The sequence below is a fragment of the Nocardioides sp. J9 genome (assembly GCF_007829375.1).
Taxonomy (GTDB): domain Bacteria; phylum Actinomycetota; class Actinomycetes; order Propionibacteriales; family Nocardioidaceae; genus Nocardioides.
In genome coordinates this window covers 1-14,445 of the sequence record NZ_VLJQ01000064.1, presented here as the reverse complement: position 1 = coordinate 14,445, position 14,445 = coordinate 1, and the positions used below count along the sequence as shown (strand labels likewise).

At 72.3% G+C, this 14,445-nt stretch carries 18 protein-coding genes and 3 tRNA genes; 18 read left to right on the top strand and 3 right to left on the bottom strand.

What is annotated here, in order from left to right:
• Positions 1–137: 137 nt before the first annotated feature.
• The 9 genes from L615_RS08885 to L615_RS08845 all read left to right on the top strand — a co-directional run bounded on the left by L615_RS08885 (position 138) and on the right by L615_RS08845 (position 5,627).
• On the top strand, positions 138–527 hold the full coding sequence (locus tag L615_RS08885; RefSeq protein WP_145724830.1) for a CidA/LrgA family protein: 390 nt from the start codon (positions 138–140) through the stop codon (positions 525–527).
• Positions 524–1,252 (top strand): LrgB family protein, encoded by a 729-nt coding sequence (locus L615_RS08880; RefSeq protein ID WP_145724829.1) that lies wholly within the window; start codon positions 524–526, stop codon positions 1,250–1,252. Before L615_RS08885 ends, L615_RS08880 begins: the two co-directional genes overlap by 4 nt.
• 110 nt (positions 1,253–1,362) lie before the next feature.
• Positions 1,363–2,781, top strand: a complete 1,419-nt coding sequence (locus L615_RS08875) for an amidase (RefSeq protein WP_145724828.1) — start codon at positions 1,363–1,365, stop codon at positions 2,779–2,781.
• Positions 2,782–2,889: 108 nt separating this feature from the next.
• Positions 2,890–2,962 (top strand) — tRNA-Thr (locus tag L615_RS08870).
• Between the two features lie 65 nt (positions 2,963–3,027).
• Positions 3,028–3,101: transfer RNA gene (locus L615_RS08865), tRNA-Met, on the top strand.
• Positions 3,102–3,159: 58 nt separating this feature from the next.
• Complete coding sequence (gene rpmG / locus L615_RS08860) at positions 3,160–3,330, top strand: 50S ribosomal protein L33 (protein ID WP_028654832.1); 171 nt, start codon at positions 3,160–3,162, stop codon at positions 3,328–3,330.
• A gap of 503 nt (positions 3,331–3,833) precedes the next feature.
• On the top strand, positions 3,834–4,232 hold the full coding sequence (locus L615_RS08855; protein ID WP_028654831.1) for a MaoC family dehydratase N-terminal domain-containing protein: 399 nt from the start codon (positions 3,834–3,836) through the stop codon (positions 4,230–4,232).
• Complete coding sequence (locus L615_RS08850) at positions 4,232–4,633, top strand: MaoC/PaaZ C-terminal domain-containing protein (protein ID WP_145724827.1); 402 nt, start codon at positions 4,232–4,234, stop codon at positions 4,631–4,633. Before L615_RS08855 ends, L615_RS08850 begins: the two co-directional genes overlap by 1 nt.
• Entirely contained in the window at positions 4,626–5,627 is a 1,002-nt protein-coding gene (locus L615_RS08845) for a UDP-N-acetylmuramate dehydrogenase (protein ID WP_145724826.1), read from the top strand. The genes L615_RS08850 and L615_RS08845 overlap by 8 nt, the downstream gene beginning before the upstream one ends.
• 18 nt (positions 5,628–5,645) lie before the next feature.
• Here L615_RS08845 and L615_RS08840 read toward each other — a convergent pair whose 3' ends face one another.
• Together L615_RS08840 and L615_RS08835 are read right to left on the bottom strand one after the other, a co-directional pair.
• On the bottom strand, positions 5,646–6,248 hold the full coding sequence (locus L615_RS08840) for a DUF4190 domain-containing protein (RefSeq protein WP_186449787.1): 603 nt from the start codon (positions 6,246–6,248) through the stop codon (positions 5,646–5,648).
• Between the two features lie 66 nt (positions 6,249–6,314).
• Positions 6,315–7,334 (bottom strand): adenosine deaminase, encoded by a 1,020-nt coding sequence (locus L615_RS08835; RefSeq protein WP_028654828.1) that lies wholly within the window; start codon positions 7,332–7,334, stop codon positions 6,315–6,317.
• Positions 7,335–7,540: 206 nt separating this feature from the next.
• Here L615_RS08835 and L615_RS08830 point away from each other — a divergent pair.
• From L615_RS08830 to L615_RS08805, 6 genes are all read left to right on the top strand, one after another.
• Positions 7,541–7,613, top strand: a tRNA-Trp gene (locus L615_RS08830).
• A 41-nt stretch (positions 7,614–7,654) separates the two neighbouring features.
• Positions 7,655–7,918: a preprotein translocase subunit SecE gene (gene secE / locus L615_RS08825; protein ID WP_028654827.1), complete on the top strand. Its 264-nt coding sequence runs from the start codon at positions 7,655–7,657 to the stop codon at positions 7,916–7,918.
• A gap of 46 nt (positions 7,919–7,964) precedes the next feature.
• Positions 7,965–8,807, top strand: coding sequence for a transcription termination/antitermination protein NusG (nusG, locus tag L615_RS08820; RefSeq protein ID WP_145724824.1), 843 nt, complete (start codon positions 7,965–7,967; stop codon positions 8,805–8,807).
• A gap of 192 nt (positions 8,808–8,999) precedes the next feature.
• Positions 9,000–9,431, top strand: coding sequence for a 50S ribosomal protein L11 (rplK, locus tag L615_RS08815; protein ID WP_028654825.1), 432 nt, complete (start codon positions 9,000–9,002; stop codon positions 9,429–9,431).
• A gap of 63 nt (positions 9,432–9,494) precedes the next feature.
• Positions 9,495–10,211: a 50S ribosomal protein L1 gene (gene rplA / locus L615_RS08810; protein WP_028654824.1), complete on the top strand. Its 717-nt coding sequence runs from the start codon at positions 9,495–9,497 to the stop codon at positions 10,209–10,211.
• 143 nt (positions 10,212–10,354) lie between these two features.
• Positions 10,355–11,068, top strand: coding sequence for a DUF4232 domain-containing protein (locus L615_RS08805; protein ID WP_145724823.1), 714 nt, complete (start codon positions 10,355–10,357; stop codon positions 11,066–11,068).
• Between the two features lie 119 nt (positions 11,069–11,187).
• Here L615_RS08805 and L615_RS08800 read toward each other — a convergent pair whose 3' ends face one another.
• Positions 11,188–12,489, bottom strand: a complete 1,302-nt coding sequence (locus tag L615_RS08800; RefSeq protein ID WP_036517064.1) for an aminotransferase class I/II-fold pyridoxal phosphate-dependent enzyme — start codon at positions 12,487–12,489, stop codon at positions 11,188–11,190.
• Positions 12,490–12,751: 262 nt separating this feature from the next.
• Here L615_RS08800 and rplJ point away from each other — a divergent pair, with 262 nt between their 5' ends.
• The 3 genes from rplJ to L615_RS08785 form a co-directional block, all read left to right on the top strand.
• Positions 12,752–13,405, top strand: coding sequence for a 50S ribosomal protein L10 (rplJ, locus tag L615_RS08795; RefSeq protein WP_028654821.1), 654 nt, complete (start codon positions 12,752–12,754; stop codon positions 13,403–13,405).
• A gap of 78 nt (positions 13,406–13,483) precedes the next feature.
• Positions 13,484–13,876: a 50S ribosomal protein L7/L12 gene (gene rplL / locus L615_RS08790; protein ID WP_028654820.1), complete on the top strand. Its 393-nt coding sequence runs from the start codon at positions 13,484–13,486 to the stop codon at positions 13,874–13,876.
• Between the two features lie 320 nt (positions 13,877–14,196).
• Positions 14,197–14,445: ATP-binding cassette domain-containing protein (locus tag L615_RS08785; RefSeq protein WP_145724822.1), on the top strand; the 249-nt coding region annotated here is incomplete at its 3' end.

Genomic DNA, 14,445 nt, shown 5'->3' with positions numbered 1-14,445 from the left:
GACGAGATCAGCATCGTCGCCGGCGACGAGGGCGACAGCCGCCTCGTCGCGGCCGGCCGCTTCGGCGTCGTACCGGACCAGCCGCTGCCGCCGATCCCGGCGCCCGCCCTGCCCAACGCCCGGCTGAGGGAGCGCCGGTGATCGCTGGCCTGACCTGGCTGGTCGGGTTCCAGCTCCTCGGTGAGCTGGTGGTGCGGGTCCTCGACCTGCCCGTTCCCGGCCCGGTGGTGGGGATGCTGCTGCTCTTCGCCTACCTCCGCCTGCGCCGGTACGACGACAGCGGCTCGATCGTCATCGCGGGCTCCGGCCTGCTCCGCCACCTCCAGCTGTTCTTCATCCCCGCCGGGGTGGGTGTCGTCGCGTTCGCATCGGTCCTCGGCCGCGACGTGCTCCCGGTGACCGTCGCGGTGCTCGGATCATGGTTCCTCGGCCTGGTCGTCGTGGGCTGGACCGCGGTCGGCCTCGAGCGGCTGCTCGGCCGCCCGCGCGACGACCTCGGCGACCCGCCGGCGGAGGCGACCGCATGAGCGACGTGATCGCCAACGCCGTCGACGACGTCGTCGACGTCCTGCGCTCCCCGCTCGGCCTGCTCGCGGTGACCCTGATCGGCTACCAGCTGGGGCGCAAGCTCCAGAACCGGCTCGGCGGCCACGCGATCGCCCAGCCGGTGCTGGTCGCCATCGTCATCGTCGGCGCGTGGATCACCCTCCTCGACGTCGAGTACGACGACTACGTCTCCGCGACCCAGATGATCGCGTTCTGGCTCGGTCCCGCGACGGTCGCCCTCGCCGTGCCCCTCCACCGGCAGGCCGGCCGGCTGACCGGCTTCGTGGTCCCGATGCTGGTGGCCGTGGTGGTCGGCGCCGCGGTGTCCATCGTCAGCGCGGTGCTCATCGCGCGGGCGCTCGGGGCCGACGACCGGCTCGAGAAGACGCTGACCGCGAAGTCCGCGACGACCCCGGTCGCGATCGCGGTCACCGACGCGGTCGGCGGCATCGCCCCGGTGGCGGCGGTGCTGGTGATCCTGATCGGCGTCTTCGGCGCGGTCGTCGGGCCGGCGACGCTCAACCTGCTCCGGATCCGCGACCGTCGCGCCCGCGGGCTCGCGGTCGGCGCGGTCTCGCACGGCGTCGGGGCCTCGCGGATGCTGCAGGAGGACGAGACCGAGGGCGCCTTCGCCGGGCTCTCGATGGGCCTGTCCGCGCTGGCGATCAGCATCCTGGTGCCGCTGCTCGCCGTCGTCCTGTTCTGACCGAGCCCTGTCCTGACCGAGCCAGGGCGGCACCGCTGCCGGTGCCCTCTTCGGGGGAAATCCGACCGTGTCGCGCGGCGGGTTCCCCGAGGTCCGGTTAGGTTCCCACCATGCGCGTGCACTCCTTCACCGACGACGCCCTCGGCGACCTCGACGCGGTCGGGCTGGCCGAGCACCTCCGGGCCGGCAAGGTCTCCGCCCGCGAGGCGGTCGACGCCGCCATCGCCCGCATCGAGAAGGTCGCTGGCGACCTCAACCCGATCGCCTACAAGGCCTGGGACCGCGCACGCGCCGAGGCGGGCACCGTGCCCGCCGGCGGCCCCGACGAGACCGGCCGGTTCCTCGCCGGCGTACCCACGCTGGTCAAGGACAACGTCGACGTCGCCGGCATGCCCACGATGGCCGGCACCGACGCCTGGGACCCGCGCCCGGCCCGCCGCAACGGCGACTTCGCCGACCAGTACCTCGCCACCGGCCTGGTCGCGCTCGGCAAGAGCCAGCTCTCGGAGTACGGCTTCAGCGCCTCCGCCGAGCACCCGCGCCTCGGCGCCGTCCGCAACCCGTGGAACACCGAGCACACCGCCGGGGCGTCCAGCTCCGGGGCGGCCGCGCTGGTGGCCGCGGGCGCCGTGCCCATCGCCCACGCGAACGACGGCGGCGGCTCGATCCGCATCCCGGCGGCGGTCAACGGCCTGGTCGGGCTCAAGCCGACCCGGGGCCGGCTCGCCCAGGACAAGCTCTTCCGTGACATGCCGATCCGGATCGTCTCCGACGGCGTGGTGACCCGCACCGTGCGCGACACCGCCGCGTTCTACCGCGAGGCCGAGCGGGTCCACCGCAACCTCGAGCTGCCGCCCGTCGGTGACCTCACCCGCCCGATCAAGCGCCGCCTGCGGGTCGCGCTCAACACGTCCGGCGTCGGCCGCGGCGCGGACCCCGAGACCGCCGCGCTGACCGAGAAGACCGCCGCGCTGCTGGAGGACCTCGGCCACACCGTCACCGAGGCCGAGGTGCCCGTCGGCCCCGGGTTCGCCGACGACTTCCTGCTCTACTGGGCGATGCTGGCCCAGGTGATGCTCACCACCGGCCGCGCCCGCCACGGCCGCAGCTGGGACCGCACCCGCCACGACAACCTCACCCTCGGCCTCGCCCGGCACGCGCGCCGCAACCTGCACCGCCTGCCCGGCGCGATCACCCGCCTCAAGCGCGCGGCCAACCAGGCCGAGCTCTGGCACGAGCGGTACGACGTCGCGCTGACCCCGACGCTGGCGACGGCCACGCCGCGGGTCGGCCACCTCGACCCCACCCTCGAGCACGACGTGATCATCGACCGCCTGCTCGACTGGGTCGCCTTCACCCCGTGGCAGAACATCACCGGCGCGCCGGCCATCTCGCTGCCCCTCGCCACCACCGCCGGCGGCCTGCCCCAGGGGATGATGTTCGGCGCCGCGCCGGGCCACGAGGCCCTGCTGATCGAGCTCGCCTACGAGCTCGAGGAGGCCGTCCCGTTCGCCCGGATCCAGGACTGATCCGGGCACTCCCGCGGCGTCCGGAAGAGGCCGGGGAGGTGGCCCGATCCGTGGATGGTGCCGCCGATTTCGCGCGGCACGGGGGCGCGTATATAGTTCTCGGCCGTTGCCCCTTTAGCTCAGTCGGCAGAGCGACTCCATGGTAAGGAGTAGGTCTACGGTTCGATTCCGTAAAGGGGCTCTGGGAGCAAGGGTCCGCCGAACCGGCCAGAACAACGGCCGGGGACGCGGGTGCCCTGACCCCCTGGCGGGGTAGCTCAGGTGGTTAGAGCACACGGCTCATAATCGTGGTGTCGCGGGTTCGAGTCCCGCCCCCGCTACGCCAGATGACGAAGCAGTTCCAGCAGCACCCCCAAGACGCATCCCGAAGGAATCCTCGTGGCCAGCAAGAGCTCTGACGTTCGCCCCAAGATCACGCTTGCCTGCGTGGACTGCAAGGAGCGCAACTACATCACGAAGAAGAACCGCCGGAACGACCCCGACCGCATCGAGCTGTCGAAGTTCTGCCCGCGCTGCCGCAAGCACACCGCGCACCGCGAGACCCGCTGAACCCCAGCGCCACCAGCGCTCCGACGACCCGCCGCCCCCGATAGGGCCGGCGGGTCGTCGTCGTTGCAGCGCATGATCGCGCGAGCGCGTCGCCTGTCGAGGGCTGCGCGCAGGCACTCGCTCCGCTCGGCCCGCGCTTGCCCTCGACGCTTCGGCGCGGGCGCCGCGCTGCCGCGCACGCCGTTGCCCCCGGCGGGTGGCACAGCCCGCCTGGCGGCCAACCGGAGCTCACTGCCCGAGCGCGTGCCGGTGCTTGCGCCCTCCCGCCGCTGGTTGAGGTGCGAGGCGCCCCGGCGCCGAGCCTCGAAACCTGCGGTCACGGTGCACCGGGCTGTGCCCAGCACAGTCCGCCCCGCAGGCCCGGTGGTTTCGAGGCTCGGCCGCGGGCGGCCTCGCACCTCAACCACCGGGAGGAACGCCCGGTACCCGGCTGGAGGCGTGGTGCACCGGCCCAGGGCGCACGCGACTCGCGAGTAGCCCGAGCGCCGGACTAGGGTCGACGCATGCCGATCGACGCCTCCCTGGTCGGACGCGCCTTCCCCGCGACGCAGCCCCGCCCGGTCACCGCGGAGGCCGTCTCGGCCTTCGCCTCGGCCGTCGGTGCCGGCGCCGGGGACGGGACCGTCCCGCCCACGTTCCCCATCGTCGTGACCTTCGCCGCACTGCAGGACTTCCTCGCCGCCGAGCAGGTCGAGCTCTCCCGCATCGTGCACGGCGACCAGCGGTTCACCTACCAGCGCCCGGTCGTCGTCGGTGACGAGCTGACCGCGACGCTGACCGTGACCGGTGTCCGGTCCATCGGCGGCAACGACATCATCAGCACCTCCAGCGAGATCACCGACGCCGACGGCGCCCTGGTCTGCACCGCCACCGCCACCCTCGTCCACCGCGGAGGTGCCTGATGAGCGAGCTGACCAGCGGGACCGCGCTGCCCACGATCACCTTCGACGTCACCCGCGCCGACCTGGTCGCCTACGCACACGCCAGTGGTGACCACAACCCGATCCACCAGGACGAGGAGGTCGCGCTCGCCGTCGGCCTGCCCGGCGTGATCGCGCACGGGATGTACACCCTCGCCCTCGTCGGCCGCGCCGCCGCCGAGTGGACCGGAGGCGCCGAGGTCGTCGAGATCGGCGCGAAGTTCACCCAGCCGGTCGTCGTACCTGCCGAGGGGGCCGCGCAGGTGACCGTCGCCGGCACGGTCGGCGACCGCACCGAGGACGGCCTGCTGAAGCTCGCGCTCGAGGTCACCGTCGACGGCACCAAGGTGCTCGGGGCGCCCAGGGCGACCGTCCGTGCCTGAGCCCGCCCTCGCCGACCTCACCACCCTGCGGCTCGGCGGCCCCGCCGGCCCGGACGCCGACGCGCTCGTGGCAGCCGTCACCGNGCCGGTGCTGCTCGTCGGTGGCGGCAGCAACCTCGTCGTGGCCGACGCGGGCTTCGCCGGCACCGTCGTCCACCTCACCGGCGGTGGGATGCAGGTCGACGACGAGGGGGACGGGGACACCGTCGGCGTCACCGTCGCCGCGGGCGAGCGCTGGGACGACCTCGTCGCCCGCGCCGTCGCGGAGGGCTGGAGCGGCGTGGAGGCCCTCTCCGGCATCCCCGGCACCACCGGCGCGACCCCGATCCAGAACGTCGGTGCCTACGGCCAGGAGGTCGCCCAGACGATCACCCGGGTCCGGGTCTGGGACCGCGTGCTGCGCGGCGAGCGCACCTTCACCGGGCAGGAGTGCCAGTTCACCTACCGCCACTCACGGTTCAAGGCCGACCCCGGCCGGCACCTGGTCCTCGACGTGACCTTCGGGCTGCGCCGCGACGGGCTCAGCGCCCCGGTCGCCTATGCCGAGCTCGCCCGCACCCTCGGTGTCGAGCAGGGGGAGCGCGCGCCGCTGGCCGAGGTGCGCGAGGCCGTGCTCGGGCTGCGCCGCGGCAAGGGGATGGTGCTCGACCCCGACGACCACGACACGTGGAGTGCGGGCTCGTTCTTCACCAACCCCTTCGTCGAGCCGGGCGCCGTGCCCGAGGGGGCGCCGTCGTACCCGCAGCCGGACGGGCGGGTGAAGACCAGCGCGGCGTGGCTGATCGACCACGCCGGGTTCGGCAAGGGCTACGGCCTCGACCGCCCCGGTGCGCGGGTGTCGCTGTCGACCAAGCACACGCTGGCGCTCACCAACCGGGGCGGCGCCACCACGGCCGAGCTGCTCGACCTCGCCCGGGAGGTCCGCGCCGGCGTGCAGGAGCGCTTCGGGATCACCCTCGTCAACGAGCCGGTGCTGGTCGGCGCCGAGCTCTGAGCCGCTCGCGGAGGCGGCTCAGGCGGCGCTGAAGATCGCCGCGAAGAAGGCGAACAGCGCGACGATCAGCAACAGCCCGATCACGCCGAGCACGAGGCCGACGATGCCGGTCACCAGGCCCGCGGTGGCGACGCCCTCGCCGCCGTACTGGCGGGGGTTGGCCCGGATCTCGCGGCGCGCCTTGATGCCCAGCCAGATCGCGAACGGCGAGCACGCGGCGCTGAGGAAGGTGATCAGGAAGATCGGCGTCAGCAGGATCCCGGCGATGCCGATGATGCCGAGCACCAGCGAGGTGGTCGCGAGCTGGTGGGTCGGGGCGCCGTAGGTCACGAACTGCTGGTGGACCTGGTAGGGGTTCTGGCCCTGCGGGGCCACCGGGTACGGCGACCAGCCGGCCTCACCCGCAGCCGGGCCCCCGGGCGTGCCGGGCACCCCGTGGGCGCCGGCGGCCGGCGGCGGGGGAGCGGCGCCGAAGGACGCGGTCGGGGCGGGTCCCGGCGGCGCCATCCGGGTCGGCTCGGTGCCGGTCTCGCCGGTGACGTCACCCCAGGCGGGGGCGGAGTACGGCTCGAACGAGGGGTCGGGGCCGGACGGTGACGCCAGGGGCGGCTGCTCGCTCATGGCCCCCATCCTCCCATCCGGCAGGCACGGCGAAACCGCCTCCGCGTGACCGTCGGACCACAGGGGTCACCGGTCGGGACCGGCCAGCCACGCGTCGACGTCGGCCAGCGCGCGGTCCAGCAGGTCCTTCGGTGCGCGGCTCGCGCGCAGCGACATCCGGGCCAGCTCGGCCAGCTGGGCGTCGCTCAGGTCGTGCGCGGCGCGCATCGTGGCGTACTGCCCGGCCAGGCGCGAGCCGAACAGCAGCGGGTCGTCGGCGCCCAGCGCCACCGTCGCGCCCGCCTCGAGCAGCGTCGGCAGCGGCACCGACGTCAGGTCGGAGTAGACCCCGAGCGCCACGTTGGAGACCGGGCACACCTCCAGCACGACCCCGGCCTCGACGATCCGGTCCAGCAGGGCCGGGTCCTCCGCGGAGCGCACGCCGTGGCCGAGCCGGTCCGCGTGCAGCGTGTCGAGGCAGGTGCGCACGTGCTCCGGGCCGCGCAGCTCACCGCCGTGCGGCGCCAGCAGCAGGCCGGCCCGCTCGGCGATGGCGAACGCCCGGCCGAAGTCCTCGGTGCGCCCGCGGCGCTCGTCGTTCGACAGCCCGAAGCCGACGACCCCGCGCCCGGCGTACTGCGCCGCCAGCCGGGCCAGCGTGCGCGCGTCCAGCGGGTGGCGGGTGCGGTTGGCCGCGATCACCACCGCCATCCCCAGGCCGGTCAGCTCCGACGCCTCGCGCACGGCGTCGAGCACCAGGTCGGTGAACGCGGTGATCCCGCCGAACCGGCCGCCGTACCCGCTCGGGTCGACCTGGATCTCCAGCCAGCGCCCGCCGTCGGCGACGTCGTCCTCGGCGGCCTCCCGCACCAGCCTGCGCACGTCGTCCTCGGTGCGCAGCACGGAGCGGGCGACGTCGTAGAGACGCTGGAAGCGGAACCAGCCCTTCTCGTCGGCGGCGGTCAGCTGCGGTGGCCACTCCGAGACCAGCGCGTCGGGCAGGTGGATGCCGTCGCGCTCGGCGAGCTCCAGCAGCGTCGCGTGCCGCATCGAGCCGGTGAAGTGCAGGTGGAGGTGCGCCTTGGGCAAAGCTTGGAGGTCCCGCACGCCCGCCATCGTAGGGGTGGCCGGGTCGCCCGTGGGGGCGCCGCGACGGCTCCGTGGCGCCTCTGCGACGGCCGGGCGACGGCCGGGCGACGGGCCGGCTTTGGACCCGTGTGGTCAGGATGGGTAGAGTCATCCCTTGGTGGATCCTCCACATGGTGAGTCGCGCCCTGACGAGGTCGGGGAGCGGGAGCCGGGGGAAGCCGCGGAGGGCACTAGCTCAACTGGCAGAGCATCGGTCTCCAAAACCGAAGGTTGGGGGTTCAAGTCCCTCGTGCCCTGCAAGAGATGACGAAAGAACGACTGGCGAAAGGGTGAGCAGCGTGTCGGACGCTCCGGCAGTCCGCGGGGGCCGCAAGGACCCCTCCGGCGGCAAGCCCTCCGAGAAGCGCACCGGGCCGGTGACCTTCTACCGCCAGGTCGTCGCCGAGCTGCGCAAGGTGGTCTACCCCACCCGCGAGCAGCTGGTGACCTACTTCTTCGTCGTCCTCGCGTTCGTCCTCGTGATGATCGCGATCGTGTCGCTGCTGGACCTCGGTTTCGGCAAGCTCGCCTTCGAGATCTTCACCGGCGCGGACGACATCTGATCCCGCCCTCCCGGGTGGGGTCGTCGTTGACATTTTCGGACAACTGATGGAGCAGCACGTGTCGGAGCAGTACGACTCGGCCCCCGAGATCGACGAGGCGGCCGACCAGGTCGAGGCCCCCGAGGCCATCGAGGAGGGCGCCCCCGAGGCGTCCACCGAGGGTGCTGACGACCTCGCCGGCACCGAGGACGTCGAGGCTGACGCTGACGCCGACGCCGACGCCGCTGCCGAGGGTGACGAGCCCGCCGAGGCCGAGGACGAGGACCCGCTCGAGGCGTTCCGCCGCGAGCTGTGGGCCAAGCCCGGTGACTGGTTCGTCGTGCACACCTACTCCGGCATGGAGAACCGGGTGAAGCAGAACCTCGAGAACCGCATCCACTCCCTCAACATGGAGGACTACATCCACGAGATCGTGGTCCCCACCGAGGAGGTCGCGGAGATCAAGAACGGCCAGCGCAAGATGGTCAAGCGCACCGTCCTCCCCGGCTACGTCCTGGTCCGCATGGACCTCACCGACGAGTCCTGGGCCGCCGTGCGGCACACGCCGTCGGTCACCGGCTTCGTCGGTCACAGCCACCAGCCCGTGCCGCTGAGCATGGACGAGGTCGAGAAGATGCTCGCCCCGGCCGTGGTCACCGCCGCTGCCGCCGAGAGCGAGGCCGCCGCCGCCGCTGGTGGTACGACGGCCGCCACCCCGGCGAAGAAGCCGGTCGAGGTCGTCGACTTCGACGTCAACGACTCGGTCCTCATCGTCGACGGTGCCTTCGCGACGCTGCACGCCACGATCACCGAGATCAACGCCGAGGCCCAGCGGGTCAAGGCCCTGGTCGAGATCTTCGGCCGGGAGACCCCGGTCGAGCTCAGCTTCAGCCAGATCCAGCGGGTCTGAGCGGAGCGCGCGCGAGCGCGCTGCCCCTGACGACCGGCGCGAGGAACGCCCCGGGACCGAACCGGTCCGGTGGCGGGGCCTCCCCGCAATTCGCCGTACGCGCGAAGACGCGGAAGAATGTCCGGGTTGCCCCGGCAGCAAGTGGCAGAGGACGACGTCCTCGCTGTGACCACGAGAGAAAGAGATAGAGGAATGCCTCCCAAGAAGAAGATCGCCGCACTGGTCAAGGTGCAGCTGCAGGCCGGCTCGGCCACCCCGGCTCCGCCGGTCGGTACCGCGCTCGGTCCGCACGGCGTCAACATCATGGACTTCTGCAAGGCGTACAACGCCCAGACCGAGTCCATGCGCGGCAACGTCATCCCGGTCGAGATCACGATCTACGAGGACCGGTCCTTCACCTTCATCACGAAGACCCCGCCGGCCGCGGAGCTGATCAAGAAGGCCGCCGGCCTCAAGAAGGGCTCGAGCGTCCCGCACAAGGACAAGGTCGGCAAGCTGACCAAGGACCAGGTGCGCGAGATCGCGACGACCAAGCTCCCCGACCTCAACGCCAACGACATCGACGCCGCGATGAAGATCGTGGAGGGTACCGCCCGCTCCATGGGCGTCACCGTCGAGGCCTGATCACTCGTGGAAGGGCCGCGCTGGCCCGCTGACCACACCTCCTCTTCTAACTAAGGAATCACCATGCAGCGCAGCAAGACCTACCGCGCGGCTGCCGAGACGTTCGACAAGAACGAGCTCTACGCGCCGCTCGCCGCGATCAAGATCGCGAAGGCCGCCAGCAAGAAGAAGTTCGACGAGACCGTCGACGTCGTCTTCCGCCTCGGCGTGGACCCCCGCAAGGCCGACCAGATGGTGCGCGGCACCGTCAACCTGCCCCACGGCACCGGCAAGACCGCCCGCGTCCTCGTGTTCGCGAACGCGGACAAGGCCGAGGCCGCCCGTGAGGCCGGCGCCGACTTCGTCGGTGGCGACGAGCTGATCGACAAGGTCGCCGGCGGCTGGACGGACTTCGACGCCGTCGTCGCCACCCCGGACCTCATGGGCAAGGTCGGCCGCCTCGGCCGCGTGCTCGGTCCCCGCGGCCTCATGCCGAACCCGAAGGTCGGCACCGTCACCCCGGACCCGGCCAAGGCCGTCTCCGACATCAAGGGCGGCAAGATCGAGTTCCGCGTCGACCGCCACGCCAACCTGCACTTCATCATCGGCAAGGCGTCCTTCTCCGAGCAGCAGCTCGCCGAGAACTACGCCGCCGCCCTCGAGGAGGTGCTGCGTCTCAAGCCGGCCAGCTCCAAGGGCCGCTACCTGAAGAAGGTCACGATCTCCACGACCATGGGCCCCGGCGTCCAGGTCGACCCGAACCGCACCAAGAACGTCGCGGTCGAGGACGAGGTCGCCTGACGCCTCCGGTGCACCGGGCGGCACACGCCGCCCACGACGCCGTACGACGCCCGCCGTCCCCAGCAGGGGCGGCGGGCGTCGCCGTTCCCCGGTGTTCGCGGGCGGCTCGCGGGCAGCCCGACGCGCCTGCGTAGGGTGACCGGGTGCTGCGCCTCGGGACGCCCCTGCTCGTCGTCGTGCTCTCCGGAGCCCTCAGCGGCGGGCTCGCCGGCTGCTCCGACGGGACGGACGACCGCCCGCCCGGTGGACCGGGGACGTCGGTCGCGGCGGACGGCCCGAGCGGCACCACCGCCCCGCCCGGGCTGGAGGAGGTCCCGCCCGGCTACGACGAGAGCCCCGACGGCGCCCCGCCGGTGGCCGACGAGCAGCTGCAGGGCGACGCGCTGGTGGCGCTGCTGCGCACCCGTGCCGCCGTGGACCCCGGCCCCGACCACTGCGGCCCGGACGACGTCACCGGGTCCCTGCGTGGCATCGACGCCGCCGCGGGCACCCGGGTGACGACCCTTGTCGTGCGGAACACCTCCGACCGGTCCTGCGTGGTCGAGGGCGTCCCGGGCATCGGTGTGCGCGGCACGTGGGGATCCACGTTCGTACCGGAGGTCGGGCACCGTGACCACGACGCCGGTGGCAACGCCGTGCCCCGGCGCCCGGTGCGGGTCGCGCCGGGGGAGGAGGCGACCCTGCACCTGCTGTGGAGCGGCGCCCTCGCCGGTGCGGAGCAGGAGCAGGCCTCGATCGTCGTCGTCCAGCTCGCCGCGGGCCAGGTGCCGATCACCGTCCCCGCCCTGGTCGACGGCCACGCGGCCGACATCGGCCAGTTCACGACGCTCTCGCTGTCGCCGTTCCAGCCTGCCTAGCGACCGCTGCCCCTGCCGTCCGGGCGCCACTTCCTGACCGGTCCTGCTGCTTCCTGACCGTTGCAACGGTCAGGAAGCGAGGGAATCACCGCTGAGGAGGTGATTCCCTCGCCACCGGCTCAGCCCTGCGTCAGCGACTCCAGCGCGGCCAGCTCCACGCAGACCGCGACCCCGGCCATCGCGGCCTGGACCTCCTCCAGCACGGGGAAGGTGGGGGCGAGGCGGATGTTGCGGTCGTTCGGGTCGTCGCCGTGCGGGAAGGCCGAGCCGGCGGGGGTCAGCGCGATGCCGGCCTCCCTGGCGAGGGCGACCACGCGCGAGGCGGTGCCGTCGAGCACGTCGAGGTTCACGAAGTAGCCGCCGGTCGGGACCGTCCACTCGGCGATGCCCAGGCCGGCCAGGCGGGAGGTGAGTGCCTCTTCGACCGCGGCGAACTTCGGCGCGATCAGGTCGCGGTGCTTGCGCATGTGCGCGCGCACACCGTCGGCGTCACCGAAGAACTCGACGTGGCGCAGGTGGTTGACCTTGTCCGGTCCGATGGCGGCGAAGCCGAGGCGCTCGAGGTACCACGCCTTGTTCTCCGCCGACGCGGCCAGCGCGGCGACGCCGGCGCCCGCGAAGGTGATCTTCGAGGTCGAGGCGAACATGACCGGCCGGTTGGGGTGGCCGGACGCCGCAGCGAGGCCGAGCGCGTCGGCGCTCTTGGTCTCCACCTCGGTCAGGTGGTGCACGGCGTAGGCGTTGTCCCAGAAGATCCGGAAGTCCGGGGCCGCGGTCGGCATCGCCATCAGCTCGGCGGCGACCTCGGCGGAGCACACCGCGCCGGTCGGGTTCGCGTAGGTCGGCACGATCCACATGCCCTTGATGGCCGGGTCGTCGGCGACGAGCGCGCGCACGGCGACCGGGTCCGGGCCGTCGGGGGTCATCGGGACGGTCACCATCTCGATGCCGAGCTCGGCGAGCATCGTGAAGTGGCGGTCGTAGCCGGGCACCGGGCAGATGAACTTCACGACCGGCTCCTGCGACCACGGCCGCGGGGAGTCCGGCCCGCCCTTGAGGAGCATCCAGGTGATGACCTGGTGCATCATCGTCAGGCTCGAGTTGCCGCCGCACACGACGTCGGCGGTGTCGACGCCCAGCAGGTCGGCGAAGATCTCGCGCAGCTCGGCGAGGCCCTCGAGGCCGCCGTAGTTGCGGACGTCGGTGCCCGAGCGGTCCTTGTACGACGACGGCAGGGTCAGCAGCCCGTTGGACAGGTCCAGCTGGTCGGCTCCGGGCTTGCCCCGCGTCAGGTCCAGCTTCAGCCCGCGCTCCTTGAGCGCGTCGTAGTCGGCGCGCACCGCCGTCAGGCGCGCGGCGAGGTCGTCGGCGGACAGGTCGGCGAGAGGGGTCGCGGAGGTCACGGCACCATCGTGCCGCATCGGCCCCGCGGGGGCAGCGTCGGGCTGCTCGTGGATTTGGGGCGGGAGCGGGCGCCGTCGTACCCTCGTCGTCGAAACCTTAAGACCGCCGGTTGTCCGGGCTACCAGTCCGGGCCGAAGGTTCCGCGAGAGTGGACGGCCTGCGCAGGGGATCAGAGCAGAACGACGCGGGCAAGCCCGCGATGTCCACGCCCTGAGCGCCTGCGCTCGGGGCGTTCGTCTTTCCCGGACGAGTGCGGCGGTCCCCACCGGAAGGAGACCCATGGCGCGGGCAGACAAGCAGGCCGCCGTCGCGGAGATCGCTGAGCACTTCAGCGAGGCCGCAGGCGCTGTGCTGACCGAGTACCGCGGTCTCACCGTCAAGGAGCTGCAGGACCTCCGCCGCTCCCTCGGTGCGAACGCCAACTACGCCGTGGTCAAGAACACGCTGGCCAAGCTCGCCGCCAAGGAGGCGGGCATCGACGGCTTCGACGACCTCCTCACCGGCCCGACCGCGATCGCCTTCATCACGGGCGACGTCGTCGAGGCGGCGAAGGGTCTGCGTGACTTTGCCAAGGCGAACCCCACCCTCGTGATCAAGGGTGGCGTTCTGGACGGCAACATCCTCGACGCGAACGAGATCGCCAAGCTGGCGGACCTCGAGTCGCGCGAGGTGCTCCTGGGCAAGCTGGCGGGCGCGATGCTCGCTTCGCTCAGCCAGGCCGTCTACCTCCTCAACGCCCCGCTCGCCCAGGCTGCCCGGCTCGCCGGCGCCCTGGAGGCGAAGGCGCAGGAGGACCCCTCGATCCTCGCAGGTGGTGCCGGTACGCCGGCCGCTGCCGAGGAGACCCCGGCCGCCGAGGACGCTGCTGCTGAGGAGGCCCCCGCGGCCGCCGAGGCCGCTGCTGACGAGGCGACCGAGTCCACCGACGCCTGATCCAGGCCGACGTACACCACCTGAAACCCGGCCCGCCCGCAGTACGCGGCCAGGCCATCTGAGAAAGGACACGCCACCATGGCGAAGCTCACCACTGACGAGCTCCTCGACGCGTTCAAGGAGATGACCCTCATCGAGCTCTCCGAGTTCGTGAAGCAGTTCGAGGAGACCTTCGGCGTCACCGCCGCTGCCCCCGTTGCCGTTGCCGCTGCCCCCGCCGCCGGCGGTGCCGCGGCCGGTGGCGAGGCCGCCGCCGAGCAGGACGAGTTCGACGTCATCCTCGAGGCCGCTGGTGACAAGAAGATCAACGTCATCAAGGAGGTCCGCGCGCTGACCTCGCTCGGCCTCAAGGAGGCGAAGGACCTCGTCGAGGGCGCCCCGAAGGCGATCCTCGAGAAGGTCAACAAGGAGGCCGCTGACAAGGCCAAGGAGGCCCTCGAGGGCGCCGGCGCCACCGTCACCCTCAAGTGACCCCTCGCTGACCTCGGTCAGCACCCGGGGCCGGCAGAGCGCACGCTCTGCCGGCCCTGTCGCTTTTCGGCGCCACCTCGGGACGCGGCCGCCTGGCGCCCCGGGCGTGGCCCGGATGCAGTGACCGGGCATCCTGTCAACCCTCTGGCCGCGGGGGTGGACCCCGGTTGACCCGCGGGGCTACTCACGAGTACGGTCCCGTTCGCGGTGGCCGTCGTCACGTGACGCCCACCACGGGCGGTGCGTAACGTGCGCCACCTCGCTGCGTTGTGCAAGTGCAGCAATGCTCCGGGTCAGCGGACGTAGGGAAGAGGGAACACATGGGCGTCGACGTTGCGGTGACGAACTTGACCAAACAGTTCGGCAAGCAGCTCATCTGGAAGGGCGTGACGCTCACCCTCCCCGCCGGCGAGATCTCGGTGATGCTGGGCCCGTCSGGCACCGGCAAGTCGGTCTTCCTCAAGGCCCTCATCGGCCTGATCAAGCCCGACGAGGGCTCGATCGTCATCGAGGGCACCGACATCGCCTCGTGCTCGGAGAAGGAGCTCTACGAGGTCCGCAAGCTGTTC